We start from the raw sequence: 17,470 nt of genomic DNA, 5'->3' as shown, positions 1-17,470 counted from the left end.
GTCGGACAACTCCACTTCGAACCGCACGTGACGGACCCACGTCGTGCGCGGGTGTCGGTTCACAGGGCCAGTCGTGGCCAGGACTTGGTATCGCGCAACAGTTGCCGGTCGTGCGTGGCGATCACCACCGCGGCCGGGGTGGACCCGAGCGCGGCGGTCAGCTCGTCGACCAGCGCGGCCGACAGGTGGTTGGTCGGCTCGTCCAGCAGCAACACGTGCGGCCGGCCGGCCAGCACCAGTGCCAGGTCCAGCCGCCGGCGGGCACCGACCGACAGCTCGGCCACCGGCCGGTGGCTGTCGTACCCGTCGAGCAGGCCCAACTCACCCAGCTCCGGCCCGGTCGCACCCGACCGGGCGAGCTGTTCGTCGTACACCTCCACGGCCGTGCGCCGACCCGGCGGGTCGGACTCCTGGCCCAACCGCCCGACCCGCACCGACCGGGCGCGGGTGACGGTGCCCGTGGCCGGCTCCAGGTCACCGGCCAGCACGGTCAGCAGCGTCGACTTGCCCGCGCCGTTGGGTCCGGTGACCACCAGCCGGTCCCCGGAGTCCAGCGCCAGGTCGACCGGGCGCGCGAGCCTCGCGGCCACGGTCACGCCGTCGGCCCGCAGCAACGTCGCACCGCGGTGCTCGGGCAGCTCGGGCATGGCGAACCGGGTCGGTGGTGGCGGAACCGCCACCACGTGCGCGGACAGCTCCTCCTGCCGTCGATGCACGGCCCGGACCAGGCCGGGCGCACGGGTGGCACGGGTGTGCTTGCCGTGCCCCTTGGCGGGCCGCCAGCTGTCGCGCAGCCGGTTCTGCGCCGCGGACAGGTCGTCGGCCAGCCGCTGCCGCTCGGCGAGCTGTTCGGCGTGCAGGGCCTCCCAGCGGGCACGCTCGGCTCGACGGCCCTCGACATAGGCGGTGTAGCCACCGCCGTAGACCCGCGGCCGGTCGTCGCTGGACGGGTCGAGGTCGATCACCGAGGTGGCCACGTCACCGAGCAGCGCCCGGTCGTGGCTGACCAGCACGACCACGCCCGGGTGGGCCCGCAGCCGCTCGGTGAGGTGGTCGAGCCCGCCCGCGTCGAGGTGGTTGGTCGGCTCGTCGAGCAGCAGCACGGAGTGCCCGGCGCCGAGCAGGCAGGCCAACCGCACCCGGTGGCGCTGCCCGACCGAGAGGGTGCCGAGCGGGCGGGTGCGGTCGTCCACGGCGTTCAGCGCGGCCAGCGAGACCTCGACCCGCCGGTCGGCGTCCCACGCGTCGAGCGCCTCGGCCTCCGCCAGCGCGGCGCCGTAGGCGTCGTCCGCACCGGGACGGCCGTCGGTGAGCGCGTCGGTGGCAGCCTCCAGACGGGCCAGGGCGCCGCGCACGGCGGCCAGTTCGAGGTCGATCAGGGCACCGACGGTATCGCCGGCGCCGAGCGGGATCTGCTGGTCGGCGACACCGACCGAGCCCGCGCGGTGCACTTCACCGCGATCGACGGGCAGGTCGCCGGCGAGCACCCGCAGCAGGGTGGTCTTGCCGCGACCGTTCTCGCCGACCACGGCGACCCGGTCGCCCGCAGCGGCGACGAGGTCGACCCCGGCGAGCACGGGCCGTCCGCCGAAGGAGAGGTGGACACCGGACATGCGGACGTGCGCCGCGCGCACGAGGGCGGGCGAGAGGTGGGACGACATGAAGGAGATGCCTCCGACGAGAGGTGATGAGCAGAGAGGACGAAGTCCGGTATCGCGGTTCGCGTACCGGTGGAGGCGTCGTCCCTCAGAGGAAGAACAAGTGCTGCATCACGACCGCCAGGGTAGGACAACGCCTGGGATCCGTGCACCCGGATTAAGCGCGACGCGCGAAGCCGGACCCCGGACCGCGATCGACCGCCGGCTGCTTCGACGTCGGTTGCCGGACTGCCGAGGGCTGATCTGCCCACAGCAGAGAAACCGGCGAAGCGCCCCAGTGCGTCGGCATGGTCGGAGCATGACCGACAACGAGAAGCAGCCGCTGTTCGACCACCGGCTCCGGGAACGGTTCCTCAGCCGGCGGGTACTGGTCCTCGACGGCCCGCTCGACGACGACAACGGGACGGTGCTCGCCACCCAACTGCTCTCCCTCGCCGCCGAGGACCCGGGGAAGGACGTCGCGCTGTGGATCCACTCGCCGGGCGGCTCGGTCCCCGCGATGCTGGCCATCCGCGACGTGATGAGGCTCGTGCCGTGCGACGTGGCCACGCTCGCGCTGGGACTGGCGTGCAGCGCGGGGCAGTTCCTGCTGTCGGCGGGCACACCGGGCAAGCGATTCGCCCTCCCGCACGCCCGCATCCTGATGCACCAGGGATCGGCGGGGATCGGCGGTTCGGCGGTCGAGGTGCAGGTGCAGGCGGACGACCTGCGCCACACCCGTGACACCGTGCTGGGGATCATCGCGGAGGACACCGGAAGGCCGATCGACCAGATCTTCGCCGACTCCCTGCACGACCGGTGGTTCACCACCGGGCAGGCACTCGAGTACGGCTTCATCGACCACGTCGTCGAAAGCCTCGACCAGGTCATGCCCGTGCGCACCCACGAACTCGGCCTCGGTTCGACGACGGGAGCCCGCGCATGAGCACCTACACCATCCCCAACGTCATCACCCGCAGCCTGGGCGTCGAGCGGGTCATGGACGTGTACTCGCACCTGCTGTCCGAGCGGATCGTCTACCTCGGCACCGCGATCGACTCCGGTGTGGCCAACGCGCTGATCGCCCAGCTGCTGCACCTGGAGGCGGACAGCCCGGAACGGGAGATCAGCCTCTACATCAACAGCGAGGGCGGCGACCCGTCCGCGATGCTCGCGCTGTACGACACCATGCGCTACATCAAAGCGCCGGTGGCGACGACGTGCGTCGGCCAGGCGGTCGCGGCCGGCGCGGTGCTGCTGGCCGCGGGCGAGGCCGGGCACCGGTTCGTGCTGCCCCACACCCGGGTGGTGCTGCACCAGCCCGCGGCGCAGGGTCGCGGCACCATCCCCGACCTCATCCTCCAGGCCGACGAGGTCGTGCGGGTGCGCACCCAGCTGGAGGACATCCTGTCGCTGCACACCGGTCGCGCCGTCACGCAGCTGCGGCACGACACCGACCGGGACCGGGTGTTCGACGCGGCGGGCGCCGTCGCCTACGGGCTCGCGGACCACGTCCTCGAACGCCGGGCCTGAGACCGCGGTCTCACGCGGCCATGAGCACGGGGCCCGCCGGGCGGCGCACGACCTCGGGAGCCGTGCCGCGGTGCTGCCGGACGTCGCTCGCGATGCCGACGAGCAGGTCGGGCAGGTCGACGCCGAGCGCACCGGTGACGGCCGCGATCATCTCGCTGGAGGGCTCCTTGCGACCGCGTTCGATCTCCGACAGGTACTGCGGCGAGATGCCGGCCCGTTCCGCGATGTCGACCAGCCGGCTACCCCGTTCCTCCCTGGCCGCTCGCAGGCTTTGGCCCAGCAGCACCCGCCACAGCGGATCCGGCCGGCGCTCCGGCGTGCGGGTGCGCTTCGGGTGGAAGGAGAGGATGTCCGCCATACCGTCATCCTGGCCCAGGACCGGCACCCGGGAGCGACGATTCCACTCCCGGCGAAACGGCACTCGTGCCCGGTCGCCCCGGCGACGGGCGACGTGAACGGGACGAAGCCCCGGCGGTGGGATTGTCCGACAATCCTGGGCCACCTCGGTCGGTCCCGCACCGGGCGAAGCCACCGGGCCCTGCGGGACGGCATCCGCGCAGGGCCCGGTGGCGGTAGACAGACGGGCTACGGCTTGTCCGCGACCTTGATCGCGCCCTCGATGATCCGGGCCTTGAAGCCTTCGAGGATGCCCTGCAGCTTCGCGTCGATCCGGCCACCGGAAGTGGCGTAGCCGATGCCGTCCACCTTGAGGTCGAAGACCTTCGGCAGCGAGCCGAGGTCGTTCCTCGCGGCGGCCTCGACGAAGTCGTACACCGCCACGTCGACACGCTTGAGGCTCGACGCGACGATGACGTCCCTGGTGTCCGCGAGCGCCGGCTGGTTGTACTGGTCGGCGTCGCACCCGATCGCCAGCACACCCGCCTGCTTCACCGCGGAGAAGACGCCGATGCCGGACGCGCCCGCGGCGGGGTAGAGGACGTCCGCGCCCTTGTCGATGAGCCCCTTCGCGGTCTCCAGGCCCTTCGCCGGGTCCTGGAAGCCGGTGAAGTCGGTGGCCGGCGTGATGTACTTCTTCTCGACCACGATCTTCGGCGCGGCGGCCTTCGCGCCCTGGACGTAACCGGCCTCGAACTTGTGGATCAGCGGGATGTCGACGCCGCCGACGAAGCCGACGCGGCACTTCCTGCTCTGGTACGCCGCCACGACGCCGGCCAGGAACGCGCCCTCCTGCTCGGCGAAGACCAGCGGCGTGACGTTGGCCGCACCCTCCACGGCCGAGTCCACCAGACCGAACCTGACGTCCGGGAACTCCGGCGCGACGACCTTCAGCGACTCGGCGTACGCGAAGCCGACGGCTACGATCGGGTTGAAGCCCTCGCGCGCGAGCTGGCGCAGGCGGGACCGCTTGACCGACTCGTCCTCGTTCGGGGCGGCGGAGAGTTCGCGGGTGTTCTCCTTCGCGAGCCCCGCCTCCTTGATCACCCGGTCGAACCCGGCGGCGGCGAGGTCGTTGAACGACGCGTCACCACGACCACCGATGTCATAGGCCAGACCGATCTTCAGCGCACTCCCGTCGATCTTCTCGCCGTTGGCGGCCGTCTTGCCGTCGGTGGCGCTGGTGCTGGAGCCGGCGGGCGCGCTGGGCGGCGTCGCGAACTCGCAACCGGCACCAGCGACGTCGGTCGACCCGGCAGTGCCCCCGCCGGGATCCTTCACGCAGCCACTCACCACCATGAGGCTGGTCAACGCGATCGCGGCAACAGCGGTCCCACGCATACGACGGCGCACGGCTCGTCCCCTCCCTGCTCCTAGAGCAGACATTCCCCCGATGGCCGTATCAGGGCCGGCGCGACGGACCGTACCTTCTCGCCGCGATCGTCCGGACGGGCGCTCACCTGCTGGGAACGGCGTGCGACTCGGTGTACCGACCAGGATCGACCTCCGACCACATCACCGAACCCGGCAACCAGAACCCGCGTCCACTCGATCAAGGCGTACATGCGGGCACACGAAACCCGATCACAACCAGCGTCCCGCCATGCCGACGACCGGTCGGTGGTGTGCCGGCGACACGAGACGGATCCCGCGTGCGGGGCGTAGAGGTCCGCCGGTCGCCGCGCCGTCGGGGCCAGCGCGATCTACGCACTGGCCCCCGTCGTGCTGCCGACCACCGGGCCGGTCCTGTTCTGGCCGATCCTCTGGTTCGAGACGGGGTTCGGCACCTGTGTCCCTCCCACCTGCGAGGCCTCTCCGGCTGTTCCCTGAACTGCCGAGGCATTCAGCCGACGCGCTGTCATGTCGCAGGCCGAGCGCCTCGGCGTCGAGTGCTCGTAGCGCCGGCTCTTCGCGCGCCTTCAGTTCCTCGATGTGGGCCAGGACGGCGTCGACGTGCGGACGCACGTGCGCCTTGAGCTGGTCGGTCCAGGTCTCCTCGGTGTAGTGGCGGGTGAGGTAGAGCTGTTTGGCGTGCGCGAGGACCGGTCGGTGCTCGGGTGCGAGCCGGGGGAGCGCCCAGTCGGCAGCGGCGTCCTTGGACGGGACTTCTCCGGTGGCGAGAGTGGTCCAGACCCGGGCGAGGGTCAGCACGACGTTGCGGGTGTCACCGGGAAGGTCCCGGAGCAGGTCTGGGATGCCCGCCAGGCTGCCCCGGACCACATCGGCGGTGGGGACCGGGTCGAGCAGCTCGGCTGCGGGTGGACCGTGCAGGACGTGGTCGGCGGCCAGCACCGAGTGGATCATGATGGCCAGGTCGGGCATCGGCGCCGGTCGCGGGAGAGCACCGGCTTCGATCTCGTCGCGCAGCCAGTCGCCGTACAGGAAGTCCGCGGTTGCCGGATAGCGCCAGGGACGGACCTCCGAGTGCACCACGACGCTGAGCTCCACCGGCCGCGCTCCCGTCCCAGTGCCGGAGATCCGCAAAAGCCCGTCCACCAGCGCTCGACGTTCACGGTCGTCCAGGCTGTGCCGGGTGACGACGAGGACGTCCACGTCGCTGGCCGGTTTCAGTCCACCGTGCACCGCGGATCCGTGCAGGTAGGCGCCCAAAACCTTTGCCCCGACGGTGCCGTCGACCAACCGCACGATCTTCGCGAGTTCCATGAGGACAGCATCCAGCAGTACGTCGACCGCGCGCATCCGAGGCTCGCGACGACGCGGCGGAGGAGCGTGCTCGAACGCGCCGGCGGGAACGCTCGCGTGGGCAGGGACTGTGCCCCTATGTGCCGGCGCGGGTCAACTGTCCAGGTCTCCCAAAGTGTTCCGGACCACGATCGGTCGCATGGAGACAGCGAAGGGGGAACCGTGAACGGACGAATCGTCAGGCGGGGCGCGGTGGCGCTCGTCTGGGTGCTGGCCGTGTCGGGGGTGCAGCAGCCGGCGGCGAGCGCGTCGACCGGCACGACAGGGGTTTCGCCCGCCGCCGCGATCTGCGTCGGTGACGGCGTTGGGGGCAAACGGGTTCAACCGATGTACGTCCACGCGATCGGTGCGCCGGACCGCTTCCCCGAGATGGAACCCAAGATCCAGCAGTGGGCGGACCGGATCGACGCGGCGGTGCTGGAGTCCGCCCAGCGGACCGGCGGCGTGCGCCACATCCGGTTCGTGCACCACGCGGACTGCCGGCCGGCCGTGCTCGGCGTCGCCGTCCCGGCGTCGGAGATCGACGACGCGGAACGGATCGCCGACGCGCTCAAGGCGTTGGGCCACAACCGGTCGGACCGCAAGTACCTCGTCTTCGACGACGGCTCGCACAACTGCGGCCTGGCGTGGAACGACGCGGGGGACGACGACAGGCCCGGGGCGGACAACCCGCTCAACTCGGGTCCGGGCTGGGCGGTGGTCGACCAGGGCTGTTCCGACTGGGCGCCGGGCGGCCACGAACTCCTGCACAGCCTCGGGGCCGTCCAGAGCAGCGCGCCGCACGCGACGGAGTTCGGGCACTGCTGGGACGACCAGGACATCCTCTGCTACGACGACGGCGGCCTGCCCGGCGGCGGGTTGAGCATCGAGTGCCCGTCGGCCGACGAGGACATCGTGGACTGCAACAACGACGACTACTTCAACACCGCGCCGCCGGCCGGGTCCTACCTGGCCGACCACTGGAACCTGGCCAACAGCCAGTTCCTCACCTCGCAGGGGCCGGGCGCCCCCGTCTCCGTCGCCGACCGGACCGTCACCACGGCACGGGCGGGCGGCACGGCGCAGGTGACGAAGTACCGGCTGCCCGACGGCCGGTGGACCGCGAAGGCGCGGATCGTGACGAGCACCGGCAGCCCGTTCCAGTCCTCGGTGCTCGCCGTGCGGACATCGTCAGGGATTCGTTACGTGCCACCGGCCGGCGTTCCCCGGGGCGCCGCCGCGACACACATCACCGTCGAGGCCAACGACATCCTGCAAGTCAAGCTCTGCGAGGGGAACCAGGCCGCGCAGAGCGGTTGCACCGCCACCTGGTGGTGACCTCGACCTTCCCCGTATCGACCCGGAGGCCCGGCTGCCCTTGTGCGCCGGGCCTTCGGTGGTACCGGGAGTCGGACGCCCGGGAGTCGGTGCGCCGGGGCGGCCTGCTTGATCCCGCCCCCGGCACCCAGGAAGACGACATCGGGTGCGAGCAGGTCCTGCAGATCGCAGGTTTCAATCGCCCGCCGGTCCCTGCCCGGCCCGGGACCGTCCAAGCCGGGCGTCGCGGGCAGCCGTACTCGGCGCGGCGCCAAAGACGAACGTCCCGTGAAGGTGTACCGGCAGTCCTACAGTGGTGATCATGACCACTGCGGCCCAAGAGGCGTTCCTGCGCGAGTTTCATGCACGTCACCCGGCGGTGACCTCCGGCACGATGGGCCACGGCCGGGCGCCGGACGGGCGGTCGAGCTACGAAATCGTGCGGGACCGGGTCGAAGGCCACGCTCGGGTGCTCGACCTCGGCTGCGGCGACGGCTTCCTGCTCGAGCTGCTCGCCGAGGCCGGTCACGAGGTCGCCGGGATCGACCTCTCGGCCACTGACCTGGCGCTCGCTCGGCAACGGCCATCCCTCGCCGGGGCGACGCTGCTGGAAGGACGGGCACAGGACCTGCCATTTCCTGACGACGCCTTCGACGCGTGCGTATCGCACATGGCGTTCATGCTGATGCCGGACATCGAATGTGTCGCCGCGGAACTCGCCCGTGTTCTGCTGCCCGGTGGACTTCTGGCCTTGGTGCTCGCCGGCGGAGCCGGCGGGGGTGGGGGATACGAACTGTTCCTGCGGCTGATCCGCCAGGTGCTCGCCGACACGCCGGCTCAGCAGCAAATCCCGCAATTGGGAGACCGGCGCACCCGGCACCGCGACGGCATCGACGAAATCCTCATCCCGGCCGGCTTCTCACCAGTCGAGTGGACCGTCGAGCCCATCGACCTGGGTGGCAGCGCCGAGCAGGTGTGGTCGACCCTGTCGGCGACCTACAACCTCATGCCGCTCGATCCCGCAGTCGTGAAGTCGCTCCAGGCCGAGTTCCTGGCCAAGGCGACCGGACTGGCCGATGCCGACGGCCGGGTTCCGTGCGTGATGAACGTCCACCTGGCCGTTGCGACACGCGGTTGACCCCAGGTAATGAGGTCCTCGAACTCGGCCAGAAGGCGTACCGCATCCTGGTGGTCATTTTCGGCCTCCGCCATCCCGCCGCGAACATGTCGCACGACCTCGCGCCCGGTGAAGGCAAGCGCGGTCAACGCACCGCCGAACTCCTTCGCGTCGGCCAGACCTTCAAGCGGCGGTACGGCGGACATCGCCCCAAGGTCGACTACACCGTGTGGACGTGAACCCGACCCCGACCAACGAGGAAACGCTGACGCAGTTGCGAACGGCTGTCGTCCTGCTGCACGCGAACTGCACGGCCCACACGAGGCCGATGCGCCGGAACCGTGGCAAGCCATCAGCGACGTGTACCGCAGGCTGTCTTGTCGGCCGTGGCCGTTGTCCGCATGGCCGCAGCGCGATGGCATCAGCCACCTGACCCGCCAACACACGGTCATGTCGAAGACAGGTCGATGCGTTACCGAGGCGGCAGGCATCGCGCGTTCAGGCGCGCCGTTGGCATCGGCGTCGTGCCGGTCCGGTACGGCGGCGCGGCGGGCCTGCCGGTGTCGGTGCTGCACGACTCTGGCAAGACGACGGTGGACGTCGCCGTCGGCGGTCTCCGCGCGGGGTCAGCGGGGCATCGCGACCAGTGCCTCGACCTCGACGGTCAACGCCGGGGCGGCCAGGGCGGCGGCGACGACCAGGGTCTGTGGCGGGTAGTCGCCGTCGGGGAACCAGCGGGCGAACGTCTCCGTCATCGCGGTGCGGAAGCCGGGAAGGTGCTCGGTGCCCGACACCATGCTGAACAGCTTCACCAGTTGCGCCGGCCCCGCGCCGGCAGCGTCCAGCAGTCGTTCGATGTTGGCGAACACGGCCCGTGCCTGGGACAGCGAGTCCTCGCCCGCCAGGCTGCCGTCGGGCAGCGTGCCGATCTGGCCGGCGAGCACCACCACGTCGTGGCCGGCGGACACGTGTGCCAGATGGCTGTACGGCCCGGCGGGTGCGGCCACGGTCTCGGGATTCCAACGCCGGATCATGAGTTCTCCTCAGCTAGGTCGGACTGGGCGGAACCCTATGTCGTCGTCTCCCGGCCCGATGCCACCACCGTCGGAGTGCCCGCGAGAACGAGCGGGCACTGCTTGTTGTGCGTCTCGTTGTCGCTGGTCGGCGGTCGGCTCCCGGGTGTTGGCCCAGCGGCACAGCCGGTGGCGGTGATCTCCCCGCGAAGGGGTTCGGCGGGCGGCTGATCGGATGGCCCTGCGGAAGGCCGGCACAGTGAGGAGTTGCCGATCGCGCCGCACGTTCGGCAGCCGGTGCCCGCACGAGCGGCCACGCGCGGCCCGCTGCGGCCAGGTGCAGGACCGGCACCACCGCGGTCCCGGCCACCGGCACGAAGACGACCGCCGCCATCCCGGTGATGATGATCAGAACGGCGATGCCCAGCGGCTTCGGCACCGTGCGCGACGGCGATCTCTGACCGGGTCACGATGGTGGTCGTCGCCTGCTGTCACCCGGTCGCGGACGGGATGCCCAGCCACGACAGCACCAGCGGGTTCTCACCCAGGTCCCGTTCGGCGGACGGAACCGCGCCGGACGGCCATTCCGCGTCGCGCCATGCCTTGTACACCAGCTCATCGGGACCGGGGAGCCCGTGGACATCGCGCAACGCCACCACACAGCGCGCCGCGATCGCGGCGTACTCCACCGTCAACGCGGGCAGCGGCGAGGAGCAGGTCCAGTTCGGCGGGTCGATGCCGGTCGGCGGCTTCCACCCGGCCGCGGCCATCCGGCCGGGATCCGCGGACGGCGCCGCCGCCTCGGCGTGCAGCTCGTGCTCGCCGCCGGCGAACTGCACGAACACCCGGGGATCGGCGCGCGAGAAGACGACCAGGAAGACCCGGTCGGACACTTCCCGCAACGCCTCGGTGAGACCGCCGCCGAACGCCTCCCAGTCGGTCACCTCGGTCACCGGCCTTCCGGGGTGAGGAATCGGACCACAACGGACCTCGACGACAGCGTGACGGTGACCCGGGCGGCCCCCATCTCCCAGGTCGTGTCGGTGTGCCCGCGATCGCGCCTGATGGACGGACGCCCCAGCCGGGCCGCCCCTTCGCGCACCGCCAGCGTGAACAGGTCGCCGAGGAAGGCCCTCGTCGCCGGTGTCTCCTCCGTGACCACGTCCGCGATCCGGAAGCGCACGGACGACACGGTGTCGATGCCGGACATCGACACCGCCGGTGGTGTGAAGGCCGGGTTGACCAGGTACCCCAGCCCGTCCTCGACCTCGATCGCCCAGCCGAGGCGGTCGACCGCCATCCGCTGGGCGTCGGCGCGGGACACCGGCCAGGGGACACCTGCCCAGAAGTCGACGGTCTCCCAGACCTGGGATCAGCCGCATCGCCCGGTTGCGGACGCGCTGACGTGGACTACTCCGCGATGTCCCCGCCGATGGCCGGGCTGCACAGCTCTGTCACTGGGACCCCCACGGCTACCTTAAGGCAGGCCGGCTTCGGCGATGTTCGAGGACACCACCGTGCCCTCGGCCAAGCCGCCCACTCCCACCGGGCACTCCGCCACTTCGTCGTCGAGTACGAACTCGTGACCTGACTCCAGAGAAGGCAACCGGTCTCAGCAACGCAACCACCAACTCGACGTCCCGCACCGCACCCGCGCCTGGTCCGACCACTGGCTTCAACCCCTGACCGACAACGCCGCACGCTCATGCCGCAGGCGAGGCGTTGCGCAACGTCCTCTATAGCCGAGGGAGGGTGGCAGGCTGCTCAGGCACTGTCCTCGGCGAGGAGGATGTTGAGTTCGACGCGCCACTTGGTCTTCATGCGCTCGGATCGCGGGTCGGTGAGGTAGGCCTCGTACCGGCACGCGAAGTGATCGCCGGCGGGCTCGTCCCACCTGGCGAGGCTGATCTCGTTGTCCCGCAACCATTCAAGCAGTGTGCGGTTCGCACGACGCGCATGGTTGACGTAGGTGAGGCCGGCGTACCGGCCCGCCGGTAGGACGCCCGCACGGACACGATCGTCGCCCTCAACCGCTTCTTGGGTGACGGCACCGACCTCGACGTCCATCGGGCCGTCCATATCGATCACGTGCAGCCGGAAGAAGGTAGGACCGATGTCTGGCACGCTCCGCCCGTCGAGCCAGGCGTGAAGCTCGTCCATCAGCTCGTCGCGGACGGCGAACATGCCTCGAAACGGTGTGACGACACGGATACCCACGTAGTGGCTCGCGGGTTTCGACACGATCCTCGGGCCGTCGACGATCTCCACGCCTGCACGCTAACACTGCGGCAGTGGACCCTGCCGCGCCGTGCCACGAGTGCCGCCTCAGCCTGTCCCGCCTGAGCCGCCCACCTGACGGCCACGTCAGCGGTACCTGCCGCGCCTCCTGATGCGCAACAAGAAGTCGAGCCCGGCCACGATCAACAGGCCGTGGCCGCGGTCACCCTGCGATACGCTGCGTTTCGTCTGAGGACGGGGGTGTTGGTGGAGATCCGGATCGTGCTGACCGCCCCTGGCGAGGCGGACCTGGCCGGCACAGTGCTCGAAAACCTGGGCCAGCGCCTCAATGGGCTGCCTGGTATTACGTGGGTGATCAGGGAGAAGCCACCGGGCTTCAGCCGCCCGTTCGGGAACGCACGGTTCCTTCTGGACATCGTGCTGAGTTCCGAAGACAAGGTCGTGATCATGGCCGAGGCGGTGGAGGGCTGGTTGCGAGACCGGAGTCCCGGCCTGGTGCTGAGGGCGACCGCAATGACCACGTTCGTTGACTTGAGCTTCCCGAGCAGTCCGGATCCTCCCGCCGCCCTGATCCTTCACCTGGTGCAGGAGGCGTGGGAGAGCCTTCGCAACGAGAAGAAGCGGGCCAACTTCCGTGAACTGCTCCGCGGCGGGTATGCACTGCCGGAGCGACCGGACTTCTCAAGTGATGTTGCCGCCGGCACCGCTGGTCCTCGGGTACACAATCATCTCGTCACCAATAGTGGCAACGCCGTGCAGGCCGGGGCAATCCACGGCGATCTGAACATCTACACCAGTTCGGAATCTCCGACTCAACACAACGTGCCGATCATCGTCAGCATTGGCTACAAGGCATCTTCCTCCAGCGGAGTCATTGATGGATTCGGGGGCCCGGTGCCGGGGATTACTGACGACATCGGGATCGTGGTTCTTGTTGAGGGACGTAGCAGCCAGGCAGTCGTACTGCTGGCGATTCGTCCAGTGGTGGTCGACTTCCGCGACGAGCCTGAGCCGCTTCTGAGCATGATCTCGTCCCGGGATTTCGGTATCGATCTGACACCGATACCGCCGCTACCGCCTCGGGTGGTTGCGCACGGACACGATTTCCCGTTCGCCGTAGCGGCGGGTGACCCGGAGTTGTTTCACTTCACTTTCAGCGTCCGACCGGAATGTTGTGTCAGTTGGCGCTTGGAGTTGGACTGGGTCAGTGCTGGTCGCACAGGCACTGTGATGATCCCTGAGGGCGGGGCGTTCACGATCCCTTCCGGGTGACGTTTCCACCAGGACAACAGCAAGATCATTTAGCCTGTCGTCGATGTGACAGCGGCCGGCGGCCAGGTCGCAGCGGGCGGCGTAAGGATCCGCAGCGCGACCCGCACTCTCGTCGCCGGCGGCCGTCGGGTGCACGCGCCGCATCTGGGCCTGACAGGTGGCCTGCAGGGCAAAATTGTGTGACCCGGCGAAGATCACGACGCTGTCGGCACGGACGCGTCACGGTGAGCCGACAACGGACAAGGAGACACTCTTGGCGATTGCCCGCCTGCATCACATTCGAACTCCCGCTGGCAACCGCCGACCCATTGGTCGATCACCGCCACCACAACCCGCTGGGCGAAAGTCAGAGCGATCGCGGCGGTGACTGTGGCGACTGCCGCCGCTGCGGCGGACAACGGCCTGCCGTCGCCGCGGAACATGCCGGTGGTGGTGACGAGGACGTGGATCGTCCCGAACACCAGCGTGGGAGTCAGCAGGGCGGTGGCCGCACCGGTGGCGAGCCTGCGGCCGTGCGGCGTGCCGAGCAGTACACCGGTCAGCCCGACGACCAGCCCCACCGCGGACAGCACGAGGTAGCCGTACCAGCCGAACCGGCCGAGATCGATGAACATCTCGGCGCCGTGCCGCGCTCCCCGCACATCCGGCCGGACGAGCAGCCCGGCCAGCGGCATTCCCAACGCACCGACCACGAGCAGCACGACCACCATGGCGGCGGATGCTACTCATCCGTCGATCCCGTTACGGGGGCAAGCCGACGCGCGACACGGAGCGACCTCGGTTCAGTTGTGGTTGACGGGCCATGCCGCAGCGGGGTTGCAGTGTGCCGGGCAGGCCAGGATGTAGAGCTCGTTACCGAGGAAGAGCACGTACAGGTCGCTGTCGGACGCGTCCGACTGCTCGGGTTGGCCGGGGTTCTTGTCGAACCCGGTGTTCTCGGGTAGCTGGCACACGTACGCCAGGTCGGCGCCACAGGCGCAGCGGTAGGACTCGCGCCCCTGGATCCAGGACGGGACACCCCCGATCTTGAACTCGCGCAGACCGGTGCCGTGTTCGGTGAAGGCCGCGTCGGTCGCCTGGCCGTCGGTGATCTGGTCGTCGGTGAGTTTCCGCTCGGGCCACCAGATCGTCAGCTCTTCGGCGCCCGGGTTGAGGGTGAGCCGGCGCGGTTGCAGGTACGGCTCCGGGGTGCCGGTCGGACCCGTGTCGTCGCGATGGAGCAGGATCCGCCAGAACGCACCGGGGTGGTTCCAGATCGGCGGCTGCTCCCAGAACCTCTCGGGAAGCTGCTCGGCGGAGCTCTCGAGAACGGCCACGTCGTTGTGCGCGGGGCATTGGAAGACCAACAGGTGGTCGCCGCCGAAGGCGGGGATGTCCGCCGGGATGTCGAACTGGAAGAACAAGACCATCCGCTCGTCGCAGAAGCACGACGGCCAAGGCTCTCCCGCCGGGAGGATCGGCCACCCTCCGATCGTGTCCCGGGAACCGGCATCGACCGGGTCACGGGTGCTCTCGACCAGGTACGTGGTGATGTCGGACTGACGGACCAGGGGAGTGCTCACCACGCCCAGCCTAGTCGATCAGTCCGACCGGGACTTTTCTCCGGGGGATGCTCTTGCCGCGCAGCGGCTTGGCCGCCGCGTGCCGTCGGGATGTCAGCTCACGCAGATTGCGCGCGCCGTCACGGTTGCCGAGTACAGGGAGGTGCTCGGGTGCTCTTCGAGCTTGACGAGCGAGTACCGCCAGCCGACGCAGTCGACGCCGGCGGCGAGGACGGCGCCGCGTGCGCGTTCGGAGGCGAGCGTGATCGCCGCATCACTGCCCCGTGCAGTGGCGACCTGCGTGGAGGACCGCGGCACCGTGTAATCGGCGGCGGCGGCGGACGACACCGGGAGCACTAAGGCCGTGACGACGACGGCCGACAGGACGATTGATCTCATGACCGTGATCCTGGCAGTCCGGCACCCCCGGCCGAAACGACCGTTTCGCGCAACAAGTCAGCCCGGTTCAGGTCCTCTTCGACGGCTCCGCGATCCGCCGTTCCGCCGCAACCCGCCGGCGCCGTGCCCTGACCCGGACCCGGATGTCCGTACACCGACGACTGTGCGGCGTTCACGGGGTGGCTCTGCGGTGCTTCACCGGTATGCGTCGGCCATGGCGTGGAAGGACTGTTTGGGGGAGAGGCTGCCGTCGGGCAGGACTGCGCAGACCCCGTATGAGGCCATGTCGAGGTCGAGGCGTGGGTCGGTGTGGTGGGGGAACTCGTAGCCGGCGAAGGTGAACCAGAAGGCGGTGTCGACGCCTTCCTCGTCGAAGACCGCCGTCATCTCGCGCAGGTGGCGGGCTTGTTCGGCTTCGTCGCGCGTGTAGTCGCCGTCGAGGTGTGGCGGGGTGGCGTCGTAGTCGACGATGTCCCAGCCGATGCCGCCGCGTTCCGCTGCGCCCCGGTAGGTGCAGCAGCCGAACTCGGTCGCCGCGAGCGGCTTGCCGTGCCGGCGGTAGTCCCGTATGCCCTGGCGCAGGGCGTCCCCGGGTTCGCCGTAGGCGTCGACGCCGACGATGTCGAAGGGCGTCCAGTCGATCTGTTCCCAGGTCCCGGAGGCGTAGGTGAGCTTGCCGTGGAACCGTTCGCGCACCGTCGCCGCGGTGTCGGCCAGCAGCGCGTTCAACGGGGCGGCGATCTCGGCGAGTCGGGCCGCCGCGTCGTCGGGGTCGGGGTTGCTGCCGGCCACGGCCTTGATCCTGGCGAGGCTGTCGTCTCCGGGCAGGAAGCCGGCGGCGAACAGGCTCAGCTCGCAGCCGGCGACGAAGACCTCCGCTCCCACCTGCTGGGCGCGGTCCGCGCAGTCGGCGAAGTAGGGCAGCAGTTCCGTCGCGGACAGTTCGCAGGGGAACGGGGAGAACCAGACCTCCAGCCCGGCGTCGGCGGCGTGCCCGGCGGCCACGGCCAGCCGCTCGGGGTCGCCGCCGGTGATCCGCACGGCGTCGCAGTGCAGGTCGTCGGCGACGATCCGGAGTTCCCGTCGCACCGCCTCGGCGTCGAAGGCGAACCGGGTACTCCGCCCCGCGGGAGTGAAGCCGGTGTCGTAAGTGATGCCCTTGGCACGCATGAAGTGCTCCTCGCTTCGAGCTGCCGTCGTTCGGCCGCCGGGCCGGGACGTTAAGTACTACGCGAAACCACGGTCAACGGCGTCTCGCGCCGATCCGCACGGTTCTGACTGTTCACAGCGGCATTCGCGGATTGCAATGACGATGCCGGCTAATGCACACCGGAAGCCGACCGTTGCAACGGTCGACGACCGGCTCGCATACTGGCGTCAGGACGACCGAAGCGGAGGAGCCGGCCGGATGCCAGGACGCAGGCTGACCACAGCCGACCGGCGGCAGATCGCCGAAGGTCTGGCGCAGGGCCTGGACTACGCCGGGATCGCCCGCCGGTTGGGCCGCCCCACCTCGACGGTGAGCCGCGAGGTCGCGCGCAACGGAGGACCGGGCCGCTACCGCTCGGACCTCGCCCAACTGGCGACCACCCACCGCGCCCGGCGCAACCCCCGCCCACCGGCAGCCGCACCGCGAGCCGGTGAGCGCGGCGGCCCCGACCCCGACGCGCAGGCCGCGTTCATGGCCGACCTCACCGCAGCCATCATCGGGACCGGCATGCCGCGCACCGCCGCCGGCGTGATGGCCTGCCTGTTCACCTCCGAGACCGGCAGCCGCACCGCCGCCGAACTGGCACAGCACCTGCAAGTCAGCGCGGCGACCATCTCGCACGCGGTCGGCCTGCTGCACCAGCACGGGCTGATCCGACGTGGACGGGACAGCCACAGCCGGCGCCACCGGTACTTCCTCGACGACAACGCGGGCCTGCGCTCCGCGGTGGTAGGGGCCCGCGCCAACCAGCGATTCTCCACCACCGCCCTGCGCGGCGCCGACCTCTTCGGAACCGACACCGCTGTCGGAACCCGGCTCGCCACCGCGGGCCGATTCCTCGAACAACTGGGCAACGACATCCTCCGTGCCGCCGAAAAGCACTGGCGCGCCACCGCCGCAGGCACCGGGCCCCGGCACACGCAGGCAACCCACTCGACGACGACGCGGTGAACGCCGCCACGCGGTACCGCGCCCTCGCCCGCCGGATGTGGTGGGAATCGACGGGGCTACGGCCCGAGTCCACTGAGTCGACAACGCGTATCGGGCCGAACGTCGTGCTGCGCGAGAAGAGTGCACGTTCGGGCACCGCAAGCGCTGCCACACTTCCGTCTGCC

The 17,470-nt window shown here is 70.1% G+C and carries 18 protein-coding genes and 1 pseudogene; 7 read left to right on the top strand and 12 right to left on the bottom strand.

What is annotated here, in order from left to right; genetic code table 11:
* Positions 1-59: 59 nt before the first annotated feature.
* Positions 60-1,661, bottom strand: coding sequence for an ABC-F family ATP-binding cassette domain-containing protein (locus tag FHS29_RS23810; RefSeq protein WP_184693989.1), 1,602 nt, complete (start codon positions 1,659-1,661; stop codon positions 60-62).
* Between the two features lie 295 nt (positions 1,662-1,956).
* Between FHS29_RS23810 and FHS29_RS23805 the strand changes: the two genes are divergently transcribed.
* Positions 1,957-2,583, top strand: coding sequence for a ClpP family protease (locus FHS29_RS23805; protein WP_184693987.1), 627 nt, complete (start codon positions 1,957-1,959; stop codon positions 2,581-2,583).
* Positions 2,580-3,170 (top strand): ClpP family protease, encoded by a 591-nt coding sequence (locus tag FHS29_RS23800; RefSeq protein ID WP_184693985.1) that lies wholly within the window; start codon positions 2,580-2,582, stop codon positions 3,168-3,170. The genes FHS29_RS23805 and FHS29_RS23800 overlap by 4 nt, the downstream gene beginning before the upstream one ends.
* 10 nt (positions 3,171-3,180) lie before the next feature.
* Here the strand turns inward: FHS29_RS23800 and FHS29_RS23795 are convergent, their stop codons facing one another.
* The 3 genes from FHS29_RS23795 to FHS29_RS23785 all read right to left on the bottom strand — a co-directional run bounded on the left by FHS29_RS23795 (position 3,181) and on the right by FHS29_RS23785 (position 6,230).
* The gene (locus FHS29_RS23795) at positions 3,181-3,528 is read right to left on the bottom strand and encodes a helix-turn-helix domain-containing protein (protein WP_184693983.1); all 348 of its coding nucleotides are present in this window, start codon (positions 3,526-3,528) and stop codon (positions 3,181-3,183) included.
* 227 nt (positions 3,529-3,755) lie between these two features.
* On the bottom strand, positions 3,756-4,907 hold the full coding sequence (locus FHS29_RS23790; RefSeq protein ID WP_184694169.1) for a BMP family lipoprotein: 1,152 nt from the start codon (positions 4,905-4,907) through the stop codon (positions 3,756-3,758).
* 243 nt (positions 4,908-5,150) lie between these two features.
* Positions 5,151-6,230, bottom strand: a complete 1,080-nt coding sequence (locus tag FHS29_RS23785; RefSeq protein WP_184693980.1) for an aminoglycoside adenylyltransferase family protein — start codon at positions 6,228-6,230, stop codon at positions 5,151-5,153.
* A gap of 201 nt (positions 6,231-6,431) precedes the next feature.
* Here FHS29_RS23785 and FHS29_RS23780 point away from each other — a divergent pair, with 201 nt between their 5' ends.
* From FHS29_RS23780 to FHS29_RS23770, 3 genes are all read left to right on the top strand, one after another.
* Positions 6,432-7,586 carry a hypothetical protein gene (locus FHS29_RS23780; RefSeq protein ID WP_184693978.1) on the top strand — a complete coding sequence of 385 codons (1,155 nt, stop codon included), beginning with the start codon at positions 6,432-6,434 and terminating at the stop codon, positions 7,584-7,586.
* Between the two features lie 301 nt (positions 7,587-7,887).
* Entirely contained in the window at positions 7,888-8,703 is an 816-nt protein-coding gene (locus tag FHS29_RS23775; protein ID WP_184693976.1) for a class I SAM-dependent methyltransferase, read from the top strand.
* Positions 8,700-8,921: a hypothetical protein gene (locus tag FHS29_RS23770; RefSeq protein WP_184693974.1), complete on the top strand. Its 222-nt coding sequence runs from the start codon at positions 8,700-8,702 to the stop codon at positions 8,919-8,921. Before FHS29_RS23775 ends, FHS29_RS23770 begins: the two co-directional genes overlap by 4 nt.
* A 387-nt stretch (positions 8,922-9,308) precedes the next feature.
* Here the strand turns inward: FHS29_RS23770 and FHS29_RS23765 are convergent, their stop codons facing one another.
* The 4 genes and pseudogenes from FHS29_RS23765 to FHS29_RS23750 all read right to left on the bottom strand — a co-directional run bounded on the left by FHS29_RS23765 (position 9,309) and on the right by FHS29_RS23750 (position 11,963).
* On the bottom strand, positions 9,309-9,716 hold the full coding sequence (locus tag FHS29_RS23765; RefSeq protein ID WP_184693972.1) for a RidA family protein: 408 nt from the start codon (positions 9,714-9,716) through the stop codon (positions 9,309-9,311).
* 470 nt (positions 9,717-10,186) lie between these two features.
* A complete protein-coding gene (locus tag FHS29_RS23760) occupies positions 10,187-10,648 on the bottom strand; it encodes a TY-Chap domain-containing protein (RefSeq protein WP_184692192.1) in 462 nt (153 codons plus the stop codon).
* Positions 10,645-11,052: pseudogene (locus FHS29_RS23755) on the bottom strand (DUF6301 family protein); the annotation flags it as partial. The pseudogene FHS29_RS23755 and the gene FHS29_RS23760, both read right to left, overlap by 4 nt.
* Positions 11,053-11,459: 407 nt before the next feature.
* A complete protein-coding gene (locus FHS29_RS23750) occupies positions 11,460-11,963 on the bottom strand; it encodes a GyrI-like domain-containing protein (protein ID WP_184693969.1) in 504 nt (167 codons plus the stop codon).
* A gap of 210 nt (positions 11,964-12,173) precedes the next feature.
* On the opposite strand from FHS29_RS23750, the gene FHS29_RS23745 reads away from it, so the two are divergent.
* Positions 12,174-13,205 (top strand): hypothetical protein, encoded by a 1,032-nt coding sequence (locus FHS29_RS23745; RefSeq protein ID WP_184693967.1) that lies wholly within the window; start codon positions 12,174-12,176, stop codon positions 13,203-13,205.
* Positions 13,206-13,399: 194 nt separating this feature from the next.
* On the opposite strand, the gene FHS29_RS23740 is transcribed toward FHS29_RS23745, so the two are convergent.
* The 4 genes from FHS29_RS23740 to FHS29_RS23725 all read right to left on the bottom strand — a co-directional run bounded on the left by FHS29_RS23740 (position 13,400) and on the right by FHS29_RS23725 (position 16,315).
* Positions 13,400-13,915: a hypothetical protein gene (locus tag FHS29_RS23740; protein ID WP_184693965.1), complete on the bottom strand. Its 516-nt coding sequence runs from the start codon at positions 13,913-13,915 to the stop codon at positions 13,400-13,402.
* A gap of 72 nt (positions 13,916-13,987) precedes the next feature.
* The gene (locus FHS29_RS23735) at positions 13,988-14,767 is read right to left on the bottom strand and encodes a YwqG family protein (RefSeq protein WP_312865071.1); all 780 of its coding nucleotides are present in this window, start codon (positions 14,765-14,767) and stop codon (positions 13,988-13,990) included.
* 93 nt (positions 14,768-14,860) lie between these two features.
* Positions 14,861-15,145: a hypothetical protein gene (locus tag FHS29_RS23730; RefSeq protein WP_184693962.1), complete on the bottom strand. Its 285-nt coding sequence runs from the start codon at positions 15,143-15,145 to the stop codon at positions 14,861-14,863.
* Between the two features lie 195 nt (positions 15,146-15,340).
* A complete protein-coding gene (locus FHS29_RS23725) occupies positions 15,341-16,315 on the bottom strand; it encodes a glycoside hydrolase family 113 protein (RefSeq protein ID WP_184693960.1) in 975 nt (324 codons plus the stop codon).
* Between the two features lie 238 nt (positions 16,316-16,553).
* On the opposite strand from FHS29_RS23725, the gene FHS29_RS38515 reads away from it, so the two are divergent.
* Entirely contained in the window at positions 16,554-17,306 is a 753-nt protein-coding gene (locus FHS29_RS38515; RefSeq protein WP_221456496.1) for a helix-turn-helix domain-containing protein, read from the top strand.
* Positions 17,307-17,470 lie beyond the last annotated feature (164 nt).

The organism is Saccharothrix tamanrassetensis (assembly GCF_014203665.1).
GTDB lineage: Bacteria > Actinomycetota > Actinomycetes > Mycobacteriales > Pseudonocardiaceae > Actinosynnema > Actinosynnema tamanrassetense.
This window is presented reverse-complemented; position numbering and strand designations above follow the sequence as displayed.

Coding starts and splice junctions, on each gene's coding strand:
- FHS29_RS23765 (WP_184693972.1), bottom strand. CDS start 9,716: ATGATCCGGCGTTGGAATCCCGAGACCGTGGCCGCACCCGCCGGGCCG.
- FHS29_RS23730 (WP_184693962.1), bottom strand. CDS start 15,145: ATGAGATCAATCGTCCTGTCGGCCGTCGTCGTCACGGCCTTAGTGCTC.
- FHS29_RS23810 (WP_184693989.1), bottom strand. CDS start 1,661: ATGTCGTCCCACCTCTCGCCCGCCCTCGTGCGCGCGGCGCACGTCCGC.
- FHS29_RS23775 (WP_184693976.1), top strand. CDS start 7,888: ATGACCACTGCGGCCCAAGAGGCGTTCCTGCGCGAGTTTCATGCACGT.
- FHS29_RS23795 (WP_184693983.1), bottom strand. CDS start 3,528: ATGGCGGACATCCTCTCCTTCCACCCGAAGCGCACCCGCACGCCGGAG.
- FHS29_RS23725 (WP_184693960.1), bottom strand. CDS start 16,315: ATGCGTGCCAAGGGCATCACTTACGACACCGGCTTCACTCCCGCGGGG.
- FHS29_RS23740 (WP_184693965.1), bottom strand. CDS start 13,915: ATGGTGGTCGTGCTGCTCGTGGTCGGTGCGTTGGGAATGCCGCTGGCC.
- FHS29_RS23790 (WP_184694169.1), bottom strand. CDS start 4,907: ATGCGTGGGACCGCTGTTGCCGCGATCGCGTTGACCAGCCTCATGGTG.
- FHS29_RS23800 (WP_184693985.1), top strand. CDS start 2,580: ATGAGCACCTACACCATCCCCAACGTCATCACCCGCAGCCTGGGCGTC.
- FHS29_RS23785 (WP_184693980.1), bottom strand. CDS start 6,230: ATGGAACTCGCGAAGATCGTGCGGTTGGTCGACGGCACCGTCGGGGCA.
- FHS29_RS23805 (WP_184693987.1), top strand. CDS start 1,957: ATGACCGACAACGAGAAGCAGCCGCTGTTCGACCACCGGCTCCGGGAA.
- FHS29_RS38515 (WP_221456496.1), top strand. CDS start 16,554: ATGCCAGGACGCAGGCTGACCACAGCCGACCGGCGGCAGATCGCCGAA.